The following is a 17,766-nucleotide window of genomic DNA, read 5'->3' on the forward strand; positions in this document are numbered from 1 at the left end:
ACGCGCTCGGACTACCGCCTTTGGGCACGGGCAGGAACGATTCACCCGGCCCAGTCATTGTGTTCATGTAAGGCGGGCCCAAGCAGGCCCTTGAAAACCAAGAGAAGATTGGAGCAGTCATGTTCGAGAAGATTCGCATCAAGGAACATATGGAAATCGCCGATTCGACCGGCCAGCATGTCGGTACGGTGGACGAAGTGGAAGACGAGCGCATCAAGCTGACGAAGTCCGATGCTGCCGACAGCCAGCACCACTTCATCGCGATGGATGCCGTCGACAAGATCGACGACAACCGGATCTACCTCAAGGAAGGCACGCCCCTTCCCGTCGGCCTCGGCAACAAGGCGACGACCGTATAATCGGCGCACCGAGTTGACGGCTGCCAGCGCAGCCTGACGAAAACCCCGGCCCGCATCACGCGCGTCGGGGTTTTTCGTGGCGGGTCACGATCCGGTGCTGCCTATCATCCGCCGCGTCGATCGCAGGGCCACCTCGAAGGGTTCGTGCGTCCGCTCGATCTTCACCATCACGCTGGCACCCAGCCACAGGTTGTAGAGCGACGCGGCAACATCGCGCGCCTCTCCCTCGAACCGCATCGAGCCATCGGAGGCACCGCCTTCCAGCATAGTCTCGATGCGCGAGACCACCCCGCCCGTGCCCGCCTTGAGCGCCAGCCGCATCGGTTCGGACAGGTCGGCGACTTCGGCGCCGAGCTTCACCGCAAGGCACCGGCCCTGGCAATCATACGCGACCTGATTCTCGCGCCAGTCGGCGAAATACAGCATCAGCCGCTCGGCCCCGGTCAGGCCGGGCTTGGCGAGTATCGCATCCATCTGGGCAAGGTAGTCTTCGAAATAGGCCGAGACCATCGCCTCCCCGAAGGCGTCCTTCGACCCGAAATAGTGGTAGAAGGATCCCTTGGGCACACCGGCCGTGGTCAGGATCTCGCTCAGCCCGACCCCGGAATAGCCCTTACGCCCCATAATCGCCTGCCCGGCGGACAGGATTGCGGAACGGGTGTCGTGCGGGGATGAAACGGCAACCATGGTCCCGACATAGGACGATCTGGACCGATCGTCTAGCCGCTGAGACTCTTCCGACCACGCTGCCGTGAAGTGCGAATGGCTCGACGAGTGTTGGCGCGTCCGGCGGCCAGCTCGCGAGCGCAGTGGCCATAAAGGGAAGATGCGAGGAACTAGACGACCGGTCTATTCATTCCTACATCCGAGTCATCGATCGGCCCTGGTGCCGCCCCCCTTGCGCGATCGACGCGCAAGCGACGGCGGCCATCTTGCCGACCGGGCTGTTCACCAGCGGCCCACGCGGGCCGCAACGAAGGAGATTATCATGAAGGTCCTGATGGTACTGACGTCGCACGACGAGCTTGGCGACACCGGCAAGAAGACCGGCTTCTGGCTCGAAGAGCTGGCCGCGCCCTACTACGCGTTCAAGGATGCCGGGGCGGACATCACGCTCGCCTCGCCCGGCGGCGGTCGCCCGCCGCTCGACCCCAAGAGCAGCGAGCCCGATGCCCAGACCGATGACACGCGCCGCTTCGAAGCTGATGACGCGGCGATGAAGCGGCTGGGCGAGACCGTGAAACTGGCGGATGTGAAGGCGGCCGATTTCGACACGGTCTTCTATCCCGGCGGCCACGGCCCGCTGTGGGACCTGGCCGAGGACAGGACCTCGATCGCGCTGATCGAGAGCTTCATTGCAGCCGACAAGCCCGTCGCGCTGGTCTGCCATGCGCCTGGGGCCCTGCGCCACGTGAAAGCAGCCGATGGCCGTCCGCTGGTCGAGGGCAAGCGCGTCACCGGCTTCACCAATACCGAGGAAGAAGGCGTCGGCCTGACCGACGTGGTTCCCTTCCTCGTCGAGGACGAGCTGAAGGCCAAGGGCGGCGACTACTCCAGCGGCCCTGACTGGGGGCCCTACGTGCTGGAGGACGGGCTACTGATCACCGGGCAGAACCCCGCCTCGTCCGCTCCCGCCGCCGAGGCCCTGCTGAAGGCACTCAAGACGGCCGGGTGATCGCATAGGTCGCGAGCGCACCCGCGGCGCGGCCTCATAAAGCTCGTTTTACCGAATAAGGAAACCCCCGGCCCGCAGAAGCGCGAGCCGGGGGTTTTTCATTCGCGAATGCTGCGGATCACGAACCTTGCAAAGACAGCAACAGCATAAGCGCAAGTAGCGCCACCAGATACACGTTGAGCTTGCGGAGCAGGTCGGTCGGTCGGCGCAGCAGCGCGACTGCCACGCCAACGACAATGACCGCTAAGACCAGGGTCAATATGGGCAACGCGTCCATGCTCGTCCTCCAGTTCTGCGAGAGTCAGCGCACTCGTTCCGCCAGACGGCAAATGAACGGCGCAGACTGCCCCCTGCTGGCTACTGGCAGGCGAGGCATTCCTCGTAGTCGGTCTCTTCGCCCGCACCCGCGGCCAGTTCGTACTTCGCGGCTTCGGAGGTGTTGTCCGCCTCCACGCCGCCTGCGAAGCCTGCACGCTGGATGCTCTTGGAACGCAGGTAGTAGAGCGATTTGATCTTCTTCTCCCACGCGTGGAAGTGAAGCATCATCAAGTCCCACTTGTCGACATCGGCGGGGATGAAGAGGTTGAGGCTCTGCGCCTGGTCGATCATCGGCGAACGGTCGGCCGCGAATTCGAGCAGCCAGCGCTGGTCGATCTCGAAGCTGGTCTTGTAGGTCGCCTTCTCTTCCGGGGTCAGGAAGTCGAGGTGCTGGACGCTGCCGCCCCGCTCGAGGATCGAATTCCACACATTGGTCGAATCCTTGCTCTTCTTCGCGAGCAGGTCCTGCAGGTACGGGTTCTTCACGATGAAGCTGCCGGACAGGGTCTTGTGGGTGTAGATGTTCGCCGGGATCGGCTCGATGCAGGCCGACGTCCCGCCGCAGATGATGCTGATCGACGCGGTCGGCGCGATCGCCATCTTGCAGCTGAAGCGCTCCATCGCGCCCATTTCCTCGGCGTCGGGGCACGGGCCCCGCTCATGCGCGAGAACCATCGAAGCTTCGTTGGCGGCGGCGGAGATGTGCTGGAACATCTTGATGTTCCACGCCTTCGCCATCGGCCCTTCGAGCGGCAGGTTTTTCGCCTGCAGGAAAGAATGGAAGCCCATCACGCCCATGCCGACGCTGCGTTCACGGCTGGCGGAATACTTGGCGCGCGCCATTTCGGGCGGAGCGCGGTCGATATAATCCTGCAGCACGTTGTCGAGCATGCGCATCACATCTTCGATGAACTGCTTGTCGCCGTTCCACTCGTCCCACTTCTCGAGGTTGAGCGAGGACAGGCAGCAAACCGCGGTGCGATCATTGCCGAGGTGGTCGCGACCCGTGGGCAGCGTGATCTCGCTGCACAGGTTCGAGGTCGAAACCTTCAGGCCCAGATCGCGGTGGTGCTTTGGCATCATGCGGTTCACCGTGTCCGAGAACACGATGTAGGGCTCGCCCGTCGCCAAGCGCGTCTCGACCAGCTTCTGGAAGAGGCTGCGCGCGTCGACCGTCTTGCGGACAGAGCCGTCGCGCGGCGAAACGAGGTCGAATTCTTCGCCCGCGCGGACCTTTTCCATGAACTCGTCGGTCACCAGCACGCCGTGGTGCAGGTTGAGCGCCTTGCGGTTGAAGTCGCCGCTGGGCTTACGGATTTCGAGGAATTCCTCGATCTCCGGATGGTTGACGTCGATGTAGCAGGCGGCCGAACCACGGCGCAGCGAACCCTGCGAGATCGCCAGCGTCAGGCTGTCCATCACGCGCACGAAGGGGATGATGCCGCTGGTCTTGCCGTTGAGGCCGACCGGCTCGCCGATCCCGCGCACATTGCCCCAGTAGGTGCCGATGCCGCCGCCCTTGGAGGCGAGCCACACGTTCTCGTTCCAGGTGTTCACGATCCCGTCGAGGCTGTCCTCGACCGAGTTGAGATAGCACGAGATCGGCAGGCCGCGTGCGGTGCCGCCGTTCGACAGAACGGGGGTCGCGGGCATGAACCACAGGTTGGAGATATAGTCGTAGAGCCGCTGCGCGTGCGCCTGGTCGTCGGCATAGGCATCGGCGACGCGCGCGAACAGGTCCTGGAAATTCTCGCCCGGAAGCAGGTAGCGGTCCTTGAGCGTTTCCTTGCCGAATTCGGTCAGGTTCGCATCGCGCGATTCGTCAGTGACGATGTTGAACCGGCGCGGATTGACCTTCTTGCTGTCGGCCACGTCCGCCGCACTTGCCGCGACGGCCTTGGCCACGGCATCTGCTGCAGCGGTTTCCACCAGCACGTCGGAGCCCGTATCGTTCTTTTCCATCGTCATTGCCTTTGCGTCCGCCGCGGCGGAAGTCTTTGCGTCGTGGCCCCTCGCGGGTGCCTTCGCCTCGGGGGCGGCGTTCTTGCGTGTCTCGGTCAGCCTGTCGGCCGTATCTTCGTCCGTGGTGGACATATCGGTTTCGCCAGTGCTGAATTCCATGACTCGCCCCTAAAGCTTCGCCCAGATGGTGCGCAGCCAGGCGCCCCATTTCCGTGTCCTAAATGCGCATTGGCGGGCTGCCCCACACAATGGATGCGCCCCTCGCGAAACCCTGTTGCAGGCCGCCCGGACTTATCCGGATCGCGAAGGAGGACAAGCATGAATCAGGCGGGCTGGAGGCGCAAGGGGAGCGATGGGCAAAAAAGGGCGGAACGGCCTACCAAAGGGTCTGGACGAGACGGCAAAGGCACCGCTCGTGCCGATTCGGAAGCCGCCCGGACGCACAACCAAACTGTGGGAAAAATTCGCTCGATGGATTCAGCTTGTCGCGCCGGTCGGCTAGCAGCCTGCGCCGCGAATTCGGAGCCAACGAAAAAGGCCCCCGCCATTGCTGGCGGAGGCCCCTTGCCGGCTAGCCGGCGGATCAGGCGAAAGCCTTATTCCATTTCGTCGGCGCGTTCGTTCATCGCCTCGGCCTTTTCGTCGCCGATATCGTCGATTTCCTCGGCGCGCGCGTTCAGCGCGTCTTCCTGGGCGTCGGTCGGCGCTTCGTCGGCCCGCTCTTCGAGCGCGGCGGCCTGGTCGTCGCCGTAATCTTCGACAGCATCGGCCTGCTCTTCGAGCATGTCGCCCTGCTCTTCGACGGCGCTGTCTTCACCGCATGCGCTCAGCGCAAGGGCGGCGGCGGGAAGGGCGGCGAAAATTGCAAGCTTCTTCATGGTTGAGTTCCTCTGTTGGCTCCACCCCCTCGGAGGGGCTCACACAGGCAATGGCCAGCCGCCACGATGCGGCCACAAACTAACATGCATCAAGTTCTCGCGCTTTTCTCAGCGCGGCAGCAGCACCGTGTCGAGCGCGACCGGATCGGTCTGAGGATGGTCGAGCGTATAGTGCAGGCCCCGGCTTTCCGTGCGTTTGAGCGCGCAGCCGACGATCAGCTCGGCCGCCTGGACGAGGTTGCGCAGCTCGATCAGATCGGTCGTGACGCGGAAGGATCCGTAGTAATCCTCGATCTCCGACTGCAACAGGCGGATGCGGTTCGCCGCACGTTCGAGCCGCTTCGTCGTACGCACGATGCCGACATAGTTCCACATGAAGCGGCGGATCTCGGTCCAGTTCTGCTTGATGACGACCTCTTCGTCCGAATCGGTCACCCGGCTCGCGTCCCACGGGCGAATCTCGGGCGGCGCGTCGAGCTCTTCCCACATCGAGAGGATATCGCGCGCCGCCGCCTCGCCGAAGACGAAGCATTCGAGCAGCGAGTTGGAGGCGAGGCGGTTGGCCCCGTGCAGCCCGCTTTCGATGCACTCGCCCGCCGCCCACAGGCCCGGCAGGTCGGTGCGGGCGAACAGGTCCACCAGCACCCCGCCGCAGGTATAGTGCTGCGCGGGCACCACCGGGATCGGCTCCTTGGTCATGTCGATCCCGAGGCCGAGCAGCTTTTCGTGGATCGTCGGGAAATGCTCGCGCACGAACTCGGGCGGCTGGTGGCTGATGTCGAGATGGACGTAATCGAGCCCGTAGCGCTTGATCTGATCGTCGTTGGCACGCGCGACCACGTCGCGCGGGGCCAGCTCCATCCGCTCCGGATCGTATTGCTCCATGAAGCGCTCGCCCGTGCGCGGGTTATAAAGCCGCCCGCCCTCGCCCCGCACGGCCTCGGTGATGAGGAAGTTCTTGACCTCCAGATTGTAGAGGCAGGTCGGGTGGAACTGCATCATTTCCATGTTCGCGACCCGCGCACCCGCGCGCCAGGCCATCGCGATGCCATCGCCGGTCGCCCCCCGGGGGGCAGTCGAGAACAGGTAGCAGCGCCCCGCCCCGCCCGCAGCCATCACGGTAGCGCGCGCGACATGGGCCTCGACCTCGCCCGTCTCCTCGTTGAGCGCATACGCGCCCCACACCTGGCCTGCGCCCGAATAGCGCAGCTCGTGCCGCCCGGTGATCAGATCGACGCAGGTGCGGCCCGGCAGCAGCGTGATGTTGGGATTCTCTTCCGCCGCCTTGAGCAGCGCGGATTGCACCGCCCAGCCGGTCGCGTCGTTCACATGCACGATCCGGCGGTGCGAGTGGCCACCCTCGCGGGTGAGGTGCAGCGCACCGCTTTCCTTGTTGAAGGGCACGCCCAGCTCGATCAGCCGGTCGATCGCATGCGGCGCACGCTCGATCACGAACTCGACCGTGTCGCGATCATTGAGCCCCGCGCCCGCGATCATCGTATCGCGGATGTGATCCTCGAACGTGTCGCCCGCGTCGAGCACGGCGGCGATCCCGCCCTGCGCCCAGGCGGTGCTACCGCCGGTGAGCGAGCCTTTGGCCAGCACCAGCACCTTCTTTTCCTCGGCCAGGGCCAGCGCTGCGGTCAGTCCAGCCGCGCCGGATCCGATGACCAGCACATCGTGCGTGGTCCCGTCGTGTTTGTCGATCATTCCCGCGTCATGGCCGGACCGGGCGGAGGCCGCAAGCCGGGGCGGAATTTCTCACCCTGCTCCGCGATGGGCAGGCAGCCGAGAAGGCGGAGTAGTCTTGCGTGGGTTCAGGGCTCCACGCCGCTTCGTGCCGGCGCGTCGCCTTCGCCTTCGCCTTTGACAAGACAGGTCCGGTTGCGCCCCAGCGCCTTGGCTGCATAGAGGCGCTCGTCCGCGAGCTTGATGCAGTCGCCCATATCGTCGCCCGCTTCGTCGAGCATTGCGATCCCGGCACTGAATTCCAGCCGGTAATCGGGCGCGAAATCGAACCTTTCCCGTGCGGCCCGCACGCGTATCCTCTCGATGATACCCGCCGCCTCCTGCGCGTCCGTGGCAGGGAAGATGGCCAGGAATTCCTCCCCGCCCCAGCGCCCGACGATATCGCCCGGGCGGACGCACGCTTCCACGATCCGCGCGAACTCGCTCAGGATATCGTCGCCCGCGTCGTGACCGAACCGGTCGTTGCACGATTTGAAATGGTCGATGTCGAACAGGGCCACCGAAGCGCGCGGCCTTGCCACGCCCACCTCACGCAAAGCCTCGTCCGCCTTCTCCAGCGTCGCGCGCCGATTGCCGAGCCCGGTCAGCGGATCGATCATCGCAAGGCGGCGGAAGCGGCGACGGTGGCTCAGCAGGATGAAAACCAACGTGCCCAGCAACGCAAGCACAAGAACGGAGCCCGCAATCACCACGATTGCGAGCCGCAGGCGCACTTTGCTTGCGCGCTCCTCGTCCGCGAGGCGGCCCTCCAATTCTTCGGTCTGGAAGCGGGCCCTCAAGGCATTTAGCCCGCTCGCCCGTTCCTCCCTGAGATAAGCCTCGATCTCTTCCATGGCCCTGCGCGCATCGGCATAGGCCTGGGCGTTGCGCCCGAGCGCTGAATGGGCCGCGGCACGGGCTTTCAGCGTCCGGATCCATGTCGCCGGATCTTCGTCGCCCCGGCCGCTGGCGATCAGCGGATTTAGCAGGCCAAGCGCCTCGCGCGGCTTGTCCTGTCGCACCAGCAGATCCGCCATCAGCGCGGTCGAAGGGTAGGCCATGAGCTCACTTGGCCTGTTGAGATTGGTATAGGCATGCTCGCAGGCAGGGGCGGCCCGCCCGATATCGTCGGCTTCCAATGCCGCTTCGCACAGTCCGAGCAAAGCGTAATCGACCGCGTACGCGTTGCCGTAGCTGCGCGCCTGCTCTGCCGAAGCAGCAAAATCTTTCACCGCCTGCTCGGGCTTGTCATTGGCCAGTTCGGTGTAGCCACGCTGCGCCAGTTCCTGTGCAGCCAGATCGCTCATGCCGAGGTCGGTCTGTATGCGAAGCGCGTCCGAATGCAGCTTTTGTGCATAATCATAATCGTGCCCAGTCGAAATGAAGTAGGCGAGCATCGAAATGGCTTCGGCGCGATAAGGCGATTCATCCTCGCCCGCACTGTTGCGATAAGCCTGCTTCGCGTAGGCGAAGGCCTTGCGCGGATTGTCGAGCCGCGCGTGATAGAACGCGAGATCGACCGCCCGGCACGTTTTCGCGGGAGTTCCGGATTGAAGGCTCCGATAATCGCGCTCGAGCGGGGCGAGGCTCCGCAGTCTCTCGGCATCGTCTTCGATCTCGTAGACTTCGTCGAGCCCCAGCATCAGGTTGATGGGATGGCCGGGCGCAAGACCGCTCGCCGCGTTGCGCGTCCTCTCTATAGCTTCCCCCCGCGGCTTGCCGCTCATGTGGAGGGCGATCGACTGCACGAGATACAGTTCTGCGAGGAGGGTCGTGCGGGCCGGATCGGTGCGGGCAATCTCTTCCGCGATGAGATCGACTGCGGCGGCCGGATCGCGACCAATTTCGACCTCCAGCCGTTCGACGACGCGATTCTCGCTTCCATAGCACCGGGCAGAAGCTTCGCTGCCTGGCGCGCCGACGATCAGCGCCACACAGAGGGCGCACGGCGCGACAATCTGCCGCACCGTCCTGAAGAGTGACGAGAAATTCACCCTGTCGCCCTAGCGGCTACGCATTGACCAAAGGTTAGCGCACAGCCCGGAAATATTAACGTATTGCGCGTTCAGCCCGCGCCGGTCAGCTGGACGAAGACGTCTTCCAGATCGGGTTCGAGCGTCGAGACATCCTCGATCGCGTAGCCATAGCCCTGCACGATGGTGAGCACCTGGCCCGCGGTCGCCCTGTCGCGATCATAGGTAATCTCGAGCGTTCGCGGCGCGGTCACTTCCGCCCGCGTAAACAACTCGTCCATCGGCGGACCGGCGAGATCCTTGTCGACCTCCAGCCGGATGATCTTCTCGCGCGCCATGCCGACCATTTCGCCGGTCGGCTTGTCGGCGATCAGCTCGCCGTGATTGATGATCGCGATCCGGTCGCACAGCTCCTCGGCCTCTTCGAGGTAGTGCGTGGTCAGCACCACGGTGACGCCTTGCCGGTTGAGGTCGGTCACCAGTTCCCACAATTGCCGCCGCAGCTCGACATCGACGCCCGCCGTCGGCTCGTCGAGCACGAGGATCGGCGGTGAATGGACCATCGCCTTGGCGATCAGCAGGCGGCGTTTCATGCCGCCGGACAGCGTGCGGGCATAGGCATCGCGCTTGTCCCACAGGTGCACCGCCTTCAGCAGCTCTTCGCTGCGGCGCTCGCCCTTGGGGATACCGTAGAAGCCGGCCTGGTTCTCCAGCACCTCGAACGGGGTGAAGAAGGGGTCGAACACGATTTCCTGCGGCACGATCCCGATCGAACGCTTCGCGTTGCGCGGGTTCTTCGCGGTGTCGAAACCCCAGATCTCCGCGCTGCCATCGGTCTTCGAGACCAGTCCGGCGAGGATGTTGATGAGGGTCGACTTGCCCGCGCCATTGGGGCCGAGCAGGCCGAACACGCCGCCCTGCGGCACGTCGAAGCTGACGCCCTTCAGCGCCAGCTTGCCCTCCCCCTCGCCCTTGTGGGGCGCGTAGCGCTTGGTCAGATTCGTGATCGATATCGCGGGCCGGTCAGTCATGGGCCCTGCCCTAGTTCGCGCGCCGCCGCTTGGCCACAGCTTTGCGCGGCGTTCGCCTGTCGGCGATCGGCCCCTTGCCGCCCGCGCGGCGTGAGGATATGCGCAAACGCCATGTCGATCATTCCGCCTCCGCCCGAAGTCTCCAAGGTCACCACCCGCCGCGTGTGGTGCGACGGCGCGACCGACATCCGGACGGGCAAGAACTACAAGCCCGCCGCGCTCGGCCATCCGAAGATCTATCTCGAGATCGACGAGCACGGCTATGTCGATTGTGGCTATTGCGACCGCCGCTTCGTCCTCGAAGGCGGCCCCGCCGATGGCGTCGACCAGGCAACTTTGCGCGACATAAGCGAAGGTGCCGACCCCGGCCACAGGTGATTCCACCGAAGGGGAGCCCCCAGGCTCTCATTCGCTCCCTCATGCGTTGTTCAGGCAAGGTGTGTTATCCAGCCCAATGTAGGGGTGATACACACATGTTCGAAAGGACGACGTCATGAACCTTCGTATCGCACTTCCCGCCTTTGCCGCGCTGGGCGCGCTGGCCCTTGCCACTCCCGCAGCCGCCGATTCGAAGAGCGGCCAGGAACGGCTCGACGAACTGCTGAAGGATCGCGTTGCGGGCGAACCGATGAAATGCGTACCGCACCGCCCGTCAGCCCGGCTCTATATCATCGACGAGACCGCGCTGATCTACGACACCGGATCGACGATCTACGTGAACTACACGAGGGATCCCGAAGCGCTGGACGACGGTGATTACCTGGTCGTGCGCGATCCCAACCCAAGCCTGTGCAACACGACCCAGATCACCACGCGCGATCGCACTGGCAATTTCTTCAGCGGCGTGATCTTCCTCGAAGATTTCATTCCGTACAAGAAGGTCGACAAGGAAGGCTGATCGCTTTCATCCGACCCGATTGGAATAGCAGGGCCGCCACGGGAAACCGGGCGGCCCTTTTCTTTGGCAGGCGGTGCGGTTGTGCCTAGCCGATCTCCACCGCGATCTTGCCGAAATGCGATCCGCCTTCTTCGTGCCGGAAGGCATCGGCGAGGTCGGCCAGCGCAAAGCGGTCCGAAATCTGCGGGTGAATGTCGTTCGCCTCGATCGCGGCGACCATCCGCCGCTGCATCGCGTGGCTGCCGACGGTCAGCCCCTGCAAACGTCCCATCTTGCGCATCAGCGCGGCGGTCTCGACCTCGCCCGACTGGCCGGTCAGCACGCCGATCAGGTGGATGTGCCCGCCCGGCCGGATCGCGGCGATAGACTGGTTGACCGTGCCCGGACCGCCGACTTCGATCACATGGTCGACGCCCTGCGCGCCCAGCTCGCTGCGGACCCAGTCATACGCGGCCTCGCCCCAGTTCTCGGTCGTCTTGTAATTGATCGTGTGGTCGGCGCCGAGCGCGCGGACCTTTTCCAGCTTTGCGTCAGAGCTCGATGTCGCGATCACCCGTGCGCCCGCCGCCTTGGCGAACAGCAGGCCGAAGATAGAGACGCCGCCGGTGCCCTGCACCAGCACGGTCTGCCCGGGCTTCATCTTGCCGTCTTCCATCAGCGCGCGCCACGCGGTCAGCCCGGCGCACGGCAGGGTCGCCGCCTCCACGTAGTCGAGATTGGCGGGAGCATGCGTGAAGGCGCGCACCGGCTTCACCACCTCTTCGCGGGCGAAACCGTCGATCCCGTCGCCGGGCGTGGTCTCGAAACTGCCCATCGGCGGGGTGCCGTCGTTCCAGTCGGGGAAGAAGGTGGAGATCACCCGGTCGCCGACTGCGAACGCTTCGACGCCCTCGCCCACTGCGACGACTTCGCCTGCCCCGTCGGACAGCGGGATGCGGCCGTCGTCGGTCGGGATCATCCCAGCGACCACGGCATAATCGTGAAAGTTGAGCGAGGAGGCGTGCAGCTTCACGCGTACTTCGCCCGGGCCGGGCTCGCCGGGATCGGCCATATCGACCACTTCGAGGCTGTCGAGACTGGCGGGGTTGCGGACTTTGACGGCTTGCATGGGCGCGCTCCTTGAATGGGGGTGTTTCCCGGCCAACGGGCGAGCGGCGCGAAGGGTTCGCGATTTGTCGTGCGTCAGCGCGGGTTCGCCTGCTCCGCCCTGCCCGGGCCCGGCTCAAGCTGGCCCGTCTTGCACAGCGCCTGCGCCGGACACGGTGGGCAATCGGGCGCGCGCGGGCGGCAGAAGGTGCGGCCGACCTCCTTCATCAGCAGGTGGTGCTCATCGAAATCGGCGGCGCTCCATTCGGGCGGCATCGCAGGCATGATCGTGGCATAGGTGCGCGCGGTGTCCGCCCGCGGCGGCACCAGCCCCATGCGCTGGAGGATGCGGCGGTGATGGCTGTCGAGCACCAGCACCGCGCGGTCGAGCGTCGAGGCGTTCATCACCCCCGCCGCGATCTTGCGGCCGATGCCGGGAAGCTGCTCGAGCCAGTCCATCGCAGCCCCCGTCTCCATCTCCTCCAGATGCGACAGGTCCACGCGACCGCGCCGCTCAACCAGCGCTTCGAGGCACGCCTTGAGCCGTTCGCCCGCGACATTGGGATAGGTCTGCGTCGTCAGCTCCGCTTGGAGTTCCTCCAGCGGCGCATGCGCGACCGCTTCCCAGCTGCCATAACTCGCCAGCAACCGATCGGTCGCAGCATTGGAAACCTCGGACCGCGTCCGCGCCCCGATCACCCCCTGCACCAGCACCCATTCCGGCGCGCGGCGCTCTCTCGGAGCGCGCTCTATATGGCCGAAGCGCTGGACCAGCAGGGGCTGGAGCGCGCGGAGGATATCCGTACGCGGGTCATCGCCGAGGGGGAGTTGCACCTGCCTCGCGCCCGCATCCGCTATTCGCGGCTCTCGACGATCTTCACGCCGAGTTCGCCCAAAGCTCCGATCAGCATCAGGAACGACCCGATGATGAACAGCCACACGCCCAGCGTCTGGTACGAATCGAAGCTAGGCAGGAAGAAGATGCTGCCGACGAAGAACAGCACGTTCCCCACCAGGCCCAGCGAGGTGTGAATCCAGCCGAAATCCTTGACGATGAGGCGCAGCGTGTCGCTCATGGAAGGTCTCCCGATGTCTTCGCGTCAGGCCCTTATTCCCACTCGATCGTGCCCGGCGGTTTCGACGTATAGTCGTAGACCACGCGGTTGATGCCCTGCACCTCGTTGACGATGCGGGTCGCAACATTGGTCAGGAAGCCCGCGTCGAACGGATACACATCTGCGGTCATGCCGTCAGTGCTGGTCACCGCGCGCAACCCGCAGACGCTGTCGTAGGTGCGGTGATCGCCCATCACGCCGACGGTCTTGACCGGAAGCAGCACGGCGAAGGCCTGCCAGATCGCGTCGTAGAGGCCCGCATTGCGAATCTCCTCAAGATAGATCGCGTCGGCCTTGCGCAGGATGTCGCAGCGTTCCTTGGTCACTTCGCCCGGGATACGGATGGCGAGGCCGGGTCCGGGGAACGGGTGGCGGCCGACGAAGATGTCGGGCAGGCCCAGCTCGCGGCCCAGTTCGCGGACCTCGTCCTTGAAGAGTTCACGGAGAGGCTCGACCAGCTGCATGTTCATGCGTTCGGGCAGGCCGCCGACATTGTGGTGGCTCTTGATCGTGACGCTCGGTCCACCGGTGAAAGAGACCGACTCGATCACGTCGGGATAAAGCGTGCCCTGGGCGAGGAAATCGGCGCCGCCGATGCGCTTCGCCTCTTCCTCGAACACGTTGATGAACTCGCCGCCGATGAACTTGCGCTTCTTTTCGGGGTCGGTCTGGCCAGCAAGGCCCGCCATGAAGCGTTCCTCGGCGTCCACCACCACCAGCGGGATGTTGTAGTGATCGCGGAACATGGTCTCCACCTGTTCGCGCTCGTTCAGGCGCAGCAGGCCGTGGTCGACGAAGACGCAGGTCAGCTGCTCGCCGATCGCCTCGTGGATCAGGATCGCGGCGACCGAGGAATCGACCCCACCGCTAAGGCCGCAGATCACCTTGCCGTCGCCGACCTGCTCGCGGATCTCGGCGATCTTGGTCGCGCGATATTCGGCCATCGTCCAGTCGCCCGCCAGCCCGCAGACCTTGTGCGCGAAATTGGCGATCAGCTTCGCGCCGTCGGGCGTGTGGACCACCTCGGGGTGGAATTGGGTGCCGTAAAACTTGCGGCCTTCGTCGGCGATCACCGCGAAGGGCGCACCGTCGGAGACCGCGACGATCTCGAACCCTTCGGCAAAGCGCGTGACCTTGTCGCCATGGCTCATCCATACCTGGTGGCGCTCGCCCTCGTTCCACAAGCCGTCGAACAGCGCGCAGGACTTGGTCACGGTCAGGAAGGCGCGGCCGAATTCGCCGCCTTCGCCGGTTTCGTGGCCGGGCCGCACTTCCCCGCCGAGCTGGTGGGTCATGACCTGCTGGCCGTAACAGATGCCGAGGATCGGCAGCCCCGCCTCGAACAGCATCTCCGGCGCGCGGGGCGATCCTTCGTCGGGTACGCCTGCGGGCGATCCCGACAGGATGATGCCCTTGGGCTTGAGCCGGTGGAACGCCTCCTCGGCCTGGCTGAAGGGCGCGATCTCGGAATAGACCCCCGCTTCGCGCACGCGGCGCGCGATCAGCTGGGTTACCTGGCTGCCGAAATCGACGATGAGGATGGAATCGGGGTGGGCTTTCTTGGGCATTGGTCCCGTTAGGCCGTGCGCGCTTGCGATGGCAAGCGAGTGCGCCCGGCAAGGAACGCGCGCGCAGCTTAAGCTTTTAGTTTATCGTCTATAATTATAGGCAATGCCACTCATCCGGAGGAGGTCGCCATGGCACGCATCATCATCGCCGACGATGATCCGCTGATCGTCGAGCTGGTTCGCAGCATTCTGGAACCCGAAGGCCACATTGTGGGCGCGCTCGAGGATGGCACCACGGTGCGCGAGGTGGTTGAGCGCAAGCAGCCCGACCTGCTGATCCTGGACTGCATGATGCCTGGCAAGTCGGGCATCGATGTCTTGCGCGAGATTCGCGGATCGGACGTCTGTCGCCGGGTACCGGTCCTGATGCTGACGGCACGCGGATCGCGCACCGATCAGGAGATCGCGTATTATTCAGGTGCCGACGATTACATCAGCAAGCCGTTCGACCGGGAAAAGCTTGCGCTACGCGTAAATGCGCTTCTCGAACATGGCAGCTCGGTCGCCCCCATGCCCACCTCCAATTATGGTGTAGAGGATGATGACGAGCCCGATAGCAAGCGGTCGCGGATCGCGCGCTTGTAAGATCAGTGCTGCCTTTGCGCCGGACGCACTAAAGTCTGGTGCAAAAAACTGAACATACCTGCAAGTTTTCTCACTTTCATATATCGGGGCGTAACATTATTTCCCCCCTCGAGCCGGGGCGACGGGCTGTCCTCTCCCCCCCCTAAGCCTGTCCCCCGGCCAACTTTAGAAAAACTAGGATAACACCATGCGCACGATGACGACGCACGTCTTCGCGCTGCTGGCGGCGGTTTCGATCAGCTCCGTCGTCCTTGTCAGCGCCGTTACGATCTGATCCCCTTCTTCCGAAAAACTCTCCTCCAAAGGGTATCGGATCGAGGCCCGTCTGCCATCCGGCAGGCGGGCCTTTTCTTGTGCGCAACGGAGCCGGGCAGGCCAACGGCCCGTTCGGGATCAGGCCGAAAGAATCAGCACTCGACGACGTTCACCGCGAGCCCGCCCTGGCTGGTTTCCTTGTACTTGTTGCTCATGTCGAGCCCGGTCTGGCGCATGGTCTCGATCACCTGGTCGAGGCTGACGAGGCTTTCCGCCCCCGTCCGGTGGAGCGCAAGGCGCGCGGCGTTGACCGCCTTGACCGCGCCGATGGCATTACGCTCGATACACGGCACCTGCACCAGCCCGCCGACCGGATCGCAGGTGAGGCCCAGATTGTGCTCCATCCCGATTTCCGCCGCGCTGGCGATCTGCACCGGCGATCCGCCCCACAGCGCCGCGAGGCCACCCGCCGCCATCGAACAGGCGACACCGACCTCGCCCTGGCAACCCATCTCGGCGCCCGAAATGCTCGCGCGCTGCTTGTAGAGCAGGCCGATCGCGCCCGCGGTCAGCAGGAACAGCCGCCGCTTCTCGATGCAGTCATTGTCGTCGGCGGTCTTGCAATAGAAGCGAATCACCGACGGGATGATACCCGCCGCGCCATTGGTGGGCGCGGTGACGACGCGGCCGCCCGCCGCGTTCTCCTCGTTCACCGCCATCGCGTAGCAATTGAGCCAGTCGAACAGCTGCTCGCGCTCGTTCGAGAGCGGATTGCCCGAGAGCTTCTCCCACAGGTCGGGCGCGCGGCGCTGCACCTTGAGCCCGCCGGGCAGGACGCCCCGCTGGCTGAGCCCGCGGTCGATGCAGCCATCCATCGCTTCGGCGATCGCGTCGAGCCCGGCGATCGTTTCTTCGCGCGGGCGCATCGAGTCCTCGTTGGCGAGGATCAGGTCGGCGATCGTCAGGTCGAGCTGCGCGCACAGCGCCAGCAGGTCTTCCGCCGAGCCGAAGGGATGTGGCACGCTGGGGCCCGCCTTGACCCGGTCGTTCTTGGGCTTGGCACGCAACTGCTTCTCGGAGGCGACGAAGCCGCCGCCGGTCGAATAGAAGGTCCGCTCGCGCAGCAGCTCGCCAGCCTCGTCGAAGGCGCGCAGGACCATGCCATTGGGGTGGAGTTCGGGGATGATATGCCCGGCAAGCTCGATGTCCGCCTGCGGATCGAAGGCGATCTCGTCCGCGCCGCCCAGCATCAGGCGGTGGCCGGCGCGAATATCCGCCAGCACCTGCGCCGCCTCGTCGGGGTCGGTCCGGTCGGGCGCAAACCCGGCAAGGCCGAGGATGCTGGCATCAAGAGTGCCGTGCCCGACCCCGGTCAGCGCCAGCGACCCCTGCAGTTCGACCTGCACCCGCGCGACCTGCGAGGCGAGGCCCGCCGTCTTCAATCCCCGCACGAAGCGTTCGCCGATCCGCATCGGGCCGACGGTGTGCGAGGAAGACGGGCCGATCCCGATCCGGAAGATGTCGAGTACAGAGAGCATGGGCCGCGCGATGCGTCAGGCAGGCGGGCGCGTCAATCGATCATGCCGTAGCGGCAGGCTTTGCTATCCGCCGCCGCCGAGCGAGCCGAGCAGGAAGGCGAGGACGGCGCCGATCGCGGTGGCGATCCCGGCCCAGTAATCGTCTTCCTTGAAGGCCTGCGGGAAGACCTCGATCGCGAGGCTGGCGATCACCGCGCCTGCGGCAAAGCAGCGGATCGCGCCCAGCTGGCTCTCGCTCGCCCCTTCGAGCAGCAGGTTGCCCGCAATTGCCGCCGCCGAGAGCAGCGCGGCGGTCGCCGCCCACAGCGCGAACACCTTCATCTTGTTGCGCCCGTCCCCGCGCATTTCCTTCGCGCCGCCCGCCGCTTCGGGAAGGTTGGACAGCAGGATCGATCCGGCGAGCGCCGCGACCTCCATCGGCCCCGCACCGATCAGCGCAACGCCCAGCGCGAGGTTTTCGGGGATTCCGTCGAGCGTGATGGCGGCCAGCAGCCCGCCGCCCGAACCGCCGCCCCATTTCGTTTTCACCAGCCAGTCCGCCAGGGTGAAGACGCCCGCGCCCGCCAGCACCGCGAGCCCGGCGACAATCAGCGATCCACGCTCGATCGACGGCTGGATCAGTTCGCTCGTGACCGACAGCAGCAGAGCGCCCCCGGCCAGCGCCACCAGGAAGCCTTCGGTCTTCTTGTTCAGCGGTGCGAACAGCCCCCAGGCCGCGCCGAGAATGAGCGCGCCGGAGACCACGGCGACCACGATCAGGGTCATCATCATCACCGGACTTACGCGCGCCCGGCGGA

Annotated in this window: 18 protein-coding genes; 5 read left to right on the forward strand and 13 right to left on the reverse strand. The window is 65.0% G+C overall.

The features are described 5' to 3' along the window. Positions 1–119: 119 nt before the first annotated feature. A complete protein-coding gene (locus ACYQ0L_RS06075; protein WP_459788138.1) occupies positions 120–359 on the forward strand; it encodes a DUF2171 domain-containing protein in 240 nt (79 codons plus the stop codon). Between the two features lie 84 nt (positions 360–443). On the opposite strand, the gene ACYQ0L_RS06080 is transcribed toward ACYQ0L_RS06075, so the two are convergent. Then, on the reverse strand, positions 444–1,046 hold the full coding sequence (locus tag ACYQ0L_RS06080) for a TetR/AcrR family transcriptional regulator (RefSeq protein ID WP_459788140.1): 603 nt from the start codon (positions 1,044–1,046) through the stop codon (positions 444–446). A 301-nt stretch (positions 1,047–1,347) separates the two neighbouring features. Between ACYQ0L_RS06080 and ACYQ0L_RS06085 the strand changes: the two genes are divergently transcribed. Further along, the gene (locus ACYQ0L_RS06085) at positions 1,348–2,034 is read left to right on the forward strand and encodes a type 1 glutamine amidotransferase domain-containing protein (RefSeq protein WP_459788141.1); all 687 of its coding nucleotides are present in this window, start codon (positions 1,348–1,350) and stop codon (positions 2,032–2,034) included. A gap of 118 nt (positions 2,035–2,152) precedes the next feature. Here the strand turns inward: ACYQ0L_RS06085 and ACYQ0L_RS06090 are convergent, their stop codons facing one another. The 6 genes from ACYQ0L_RS06090 to ACYQ0L_RS06115 all read right to left on the reverse strand — a co-directional run bounded on the left by ACYQ0L_RS06090 (position 2,153) and on the right by ACYQ0L_RS06115 (position 9,924). Continuing rightward, on the reverse strand, positions 2,153–2,311 hold the full coding sequence (locus ACYQ0L_RS06090; RefSeq protein WP_459788142.1) for a hypothetical protein: 159 nt from the start codon (positions 2,309–2,311) through the stop codon (positions 2,153–2,155). Positions 2,312–2,391: 80 nt separating this feature from the next. After that, positions 2,392–4,473: a ribonucleoside-diphosphate reductase subunit alpha gene (locus ACYQ0L_RS06095; protein ID WP_459788143.1), complete on the reverse strand. Its 2,082-nt coding sequence runs from the start codon at positions 4,471–4,473 to the stop codon at positions 2,392–2,394. 437 nt (positions 4,474–4,910) lie between these two features. Beyond that, positions 4,911–5,192, reverse strand: coding sequence for a hypothetical protein (locus tag ACYQ0L_RS06100; RefSeq protein ID WP_459788144.1), 282 nt, complete (start codon positions 5,190–5,192; stop codon positions 4,911–4,913). A 108-nt stretch (positions 5,193–5,300) separates the two neighbouring features. Further along, entirely contained in the window at positions 5,301–6,902 is a 1,602-nt protein-coding gene (gene nadB, locus ACYQ0L_RS06105) for an L-aspartate oxidase (RefSeq protein ID WP_459788145.1), read from the reverse strand. 107 nt (positions 6,903–7,009) lie between these two features. Continuing rightward, positions 7,010–8,854 carry a GGDEF domain-containing protein gene (locus ACYQ0L_RS06110; RefSeq protein ID WP_459788146.1) on the reverse strand — a complete coding sequence of 615 codons (1,845 nt, stop codon included), beginning with the start codon at positions 8,852–8,854 and terminating at the stop codon, positions 7,010–7,012. A gap of 131 nt (positions 8,855–8,985) precedes the next feature. Continuing rightward, the gene (locus ACYQ0L_RS06115) at positions 8,986–9,924 is read right to left on the reverse strand and encodes an ABC transporter ATP-binding protein (RefSeq protein WP_459788147.1); all 939 of its coding nucleotides are present in this window, start codon (positions 9,922–9,924) and stop codon (positions 8,986–8,988) included. A 111-nt stretch (positions 9,925–10,035) separates the two neighbouring features. Between ACYQ0L_RS06115 and ACYQ0L_RS06120 the strand changes: the two genes are divergently transcribed. Beyond that, complete coding sequence (locus tag ACYQ0L_RS06120) at positions 10,036–10,302, forward strand: zinc-finger domain-containing protein (RefSeq protein ID WP_459788148.1); 267 nt, start codon at positions 10,036–10,038, stop codon at positions 10,300–10,302. A 115-nt stretch (positions 10,303–10,417) separates the two neighbouring features. Further along, positions 10,418–10,822 carry a hypothetical protein gene (locus tag ACYQ0L_RS06125; protein ID WP_459788150.1) on the forward strand — a complete coding sequence of 135 codons (405 nt, stop codon included), beginning with the start codon at positions 10,418–10,420 and terminating at the stop codon, positions 10,820–10,822. A gap of 85 nt (positions 10,823–10,907) precedes the next feature. On the opposite strand, the gene ACYQ0L_RS06130 is transcribed toward ACYQ0L_RS06125, so the two are convergent. From ACYQ0L_RS06130 to guaA, 4 genes are all read right to left on the reverse strand, one after another. Beyond that, positions 10,908–11,930 carry a zinc-dependent alcohol dehydrogenase family protein gene (locus tag ACYQ0L_RS06130; protein WP_459788151.1) on the reverse strand — a complete coding sequence of 341 codons (1,023 nt, stop codon included), beginning with the start codon at positions 11,928–11,930 and terminating at the stop codon, positions 10,908–10,910. A gap of 74 nt (positions 11,931–12,004) precedes the next feature. After that, entirely contained in the window at positions 12,005–12,742 is a 738-nt protein-coding gene (locus ACYQ0L_RS06135; RefSeq protein ID WP_459788152.1) for an endonuclease III domain-containing protein, read from the reverse strand. A gap of 20 nt (positions 12,743–12,762) precedes the next feature. Next, the gene (locus ACYQ0L_RS06140; RefSeq protein ID WP_459788153.1) at positions 12,763–12,984 is read right to left on the reverse strand and encodes a YrhK family protein; all 222 of its coding nucleotides are present in this window, start codon (positions 12,982–12,984) and stop codon (positions 12,763–12,765) included. Between the two features lie 32 nt (positions 12,985–13,016). Further along, positions 13,017–14,591: a glutamine-hydrolyzing GMP synthase gene (gene guaA / locus ACYQ0L_RS06145; RefSeq protein ID WP_459788154.1), complete on the reverse strand. Its 1,575-nt coding sequence runs from the start codon at positions 14,589–14,591 to the stop codon at positions 13,017–13,019. 129 nt (positions 14,592–14,720) lie between these two features. On the opposite strand from guaA, the gene ACYQ0L_RS06150 reads away from it, so the two are divergent. Beyond that, positions 14,721–15,176, forward strand: coding sequence for a response regulator transcription factor (locus ACYQ0L_RS06150; protein ID WP_459788155.1), 456 nt, complete (start codon positions 14,721–14,723; stop codon positions 15,174–15,176). A gap of 407 nt (positions 15,177–15,583) precedes the next feature. Here the strand turns inward: ACYQ0L_RS06150 and ACYQ0L_RS06155 are convergent, their stop codons facing one another. Both ACYQ0L_RS06155 and ACYQ0L_RS06160 read right to left on the reverse strand, forming a co-directional pair. Beyond that, entirely contained in the window at positions 15,584–16,969 is a 1,386-nt protein-coding gene (locus tag ACYQ0L_RS06155) for an L-serine ammonia-lyase (protein WP_459788156.1), read from the reverse strand. 63 nt (positions 16,970–17,032) lie between these two features. Next, on the reverse strand, positions 17,033–17,740 hold the full coding sequence (locus ACYQ0L_RS06160) for a ZIP family metal transporter (RefSeq protein ID WP_459788158.1): 708 nt from the start codon (positions 17,738–17,740) through the stop codon (positions 17,033–17,035). Positions 17,741–17,766 lie beyond the last annotated feature (26 nt).

Source organism: Alteriqipengyuania triglochinis (assembly GCF_054655655.1).

Coding starts and splice junctions, on each gene's coding strand:
- ACYQ0L_RS06125 (WP_459788150.1), top strand. CDS start 10,418: ATGAACCTTCGTATCGCACTTCCCGCCTTTGCCGCGCTGGGCGCGCTG.
- guaA (WP_459788154.1), bottom strand. CDS start 14,591: ATGCCCAAGAAAGCCCACCCCGATTCCATCCTCATCGTCGATTTCGGC.
- nadB (WP_459788145.1), bottom strand. CDS start 6,902: ATGATCGACAAACACGACGGGACCACGCACGATGTGCTGGTCATCGGA.
- ACYQ0L_RS06155 (WP_459788156.1), bottom strand. CDS start 16,969: ATGCTCTCTGTACTCGACATCTTCCGGATCGGGATCGGCCCGTCTTCC.
- ACYQ0L_RS06080 (WP_459788140.1), bottom strand. CDS start 1,046: ATGGTTGCCGTTTCATCCCCGCACGACACCCGTTCCGCAATCCTGTCC.
- ACYQ0L_RS06075 (WP_459788138.1), top strand. CDS start 120: ATGTTCGAGAAGATTCGCATCAAGGAACATATGGAAATCGCCGATTCG.
- ACYQ0L_RS06100 (WP_459788144.1), bottom strand. CDS start 5,192: ATGAAGAAGCTTGCAATTTTCGCCGCCCTTCCCGCCGCCGCCCTTGCG.
- ACYQ0L_RS06130 (WP_459788151.1), bottom strand. CDS start 11,930: ATGCAAGCCGTCAAAGTCCGCAACCCCGCCAGTCTCGACAGCCTCGAA.
- ACYQ0L_RS06140 (WP_459788153.1), bottom strand. CDS start 12,984: ATGAGCGACACGCTGCGCCTCATCGTCAAGGATTTCGGCTGGATTCAC.
- ACYQ0L_RS06150 (WP_459788155.1), top strand. CDS start 14,721: ATGGCACGCATCATCATCGCCGACGATGATCCGCTGATCGTCGAGCTG.
- ACYQ0L_RS06095 (WP_459788143.1), bottom strand. CDS start 4,473: ATGGAATTCAGCACTGGCGAAACCGATATGTCCACCACGGACGAAGAT.
- ACYQ0L_RS06115 (WP_459788147.1), bottom strand. CDS start 9,924: ATGACTGACCGGCCCGCGATATCGATCACGAATCTGACCAAGCGCTAC.
- ACYQ0L_RS06120 (WP_459788148.1), top strand. CDS start 10,036: ATGTCGATCATTCCGCCTCCGCCCGAAGTCTCCAAGGTCACCACCCGC.
- ACYQ0L_RS06085 (WP_459788141.1), top strand. CDS start 1,348: ATGAAGGTCCTGATGGTACTGACGTCGCACGACGAGCTTGGCGACACC.
- ACYQ0L_RS06090 (WP_459788142.1), bottom strand. CDS start 2,311: ATGGACGCGTTGCCCATATTGACCCTGGTCTTAGCGGTCATTGTCGTT.
- ACYQ0L_RS06160 (WP_459788158.1), bottom strand. CDS start 17,740: ATGATGATGACCCTGATCGTGGTCGCCGTGGTCTCCGGCGCGCTCATT.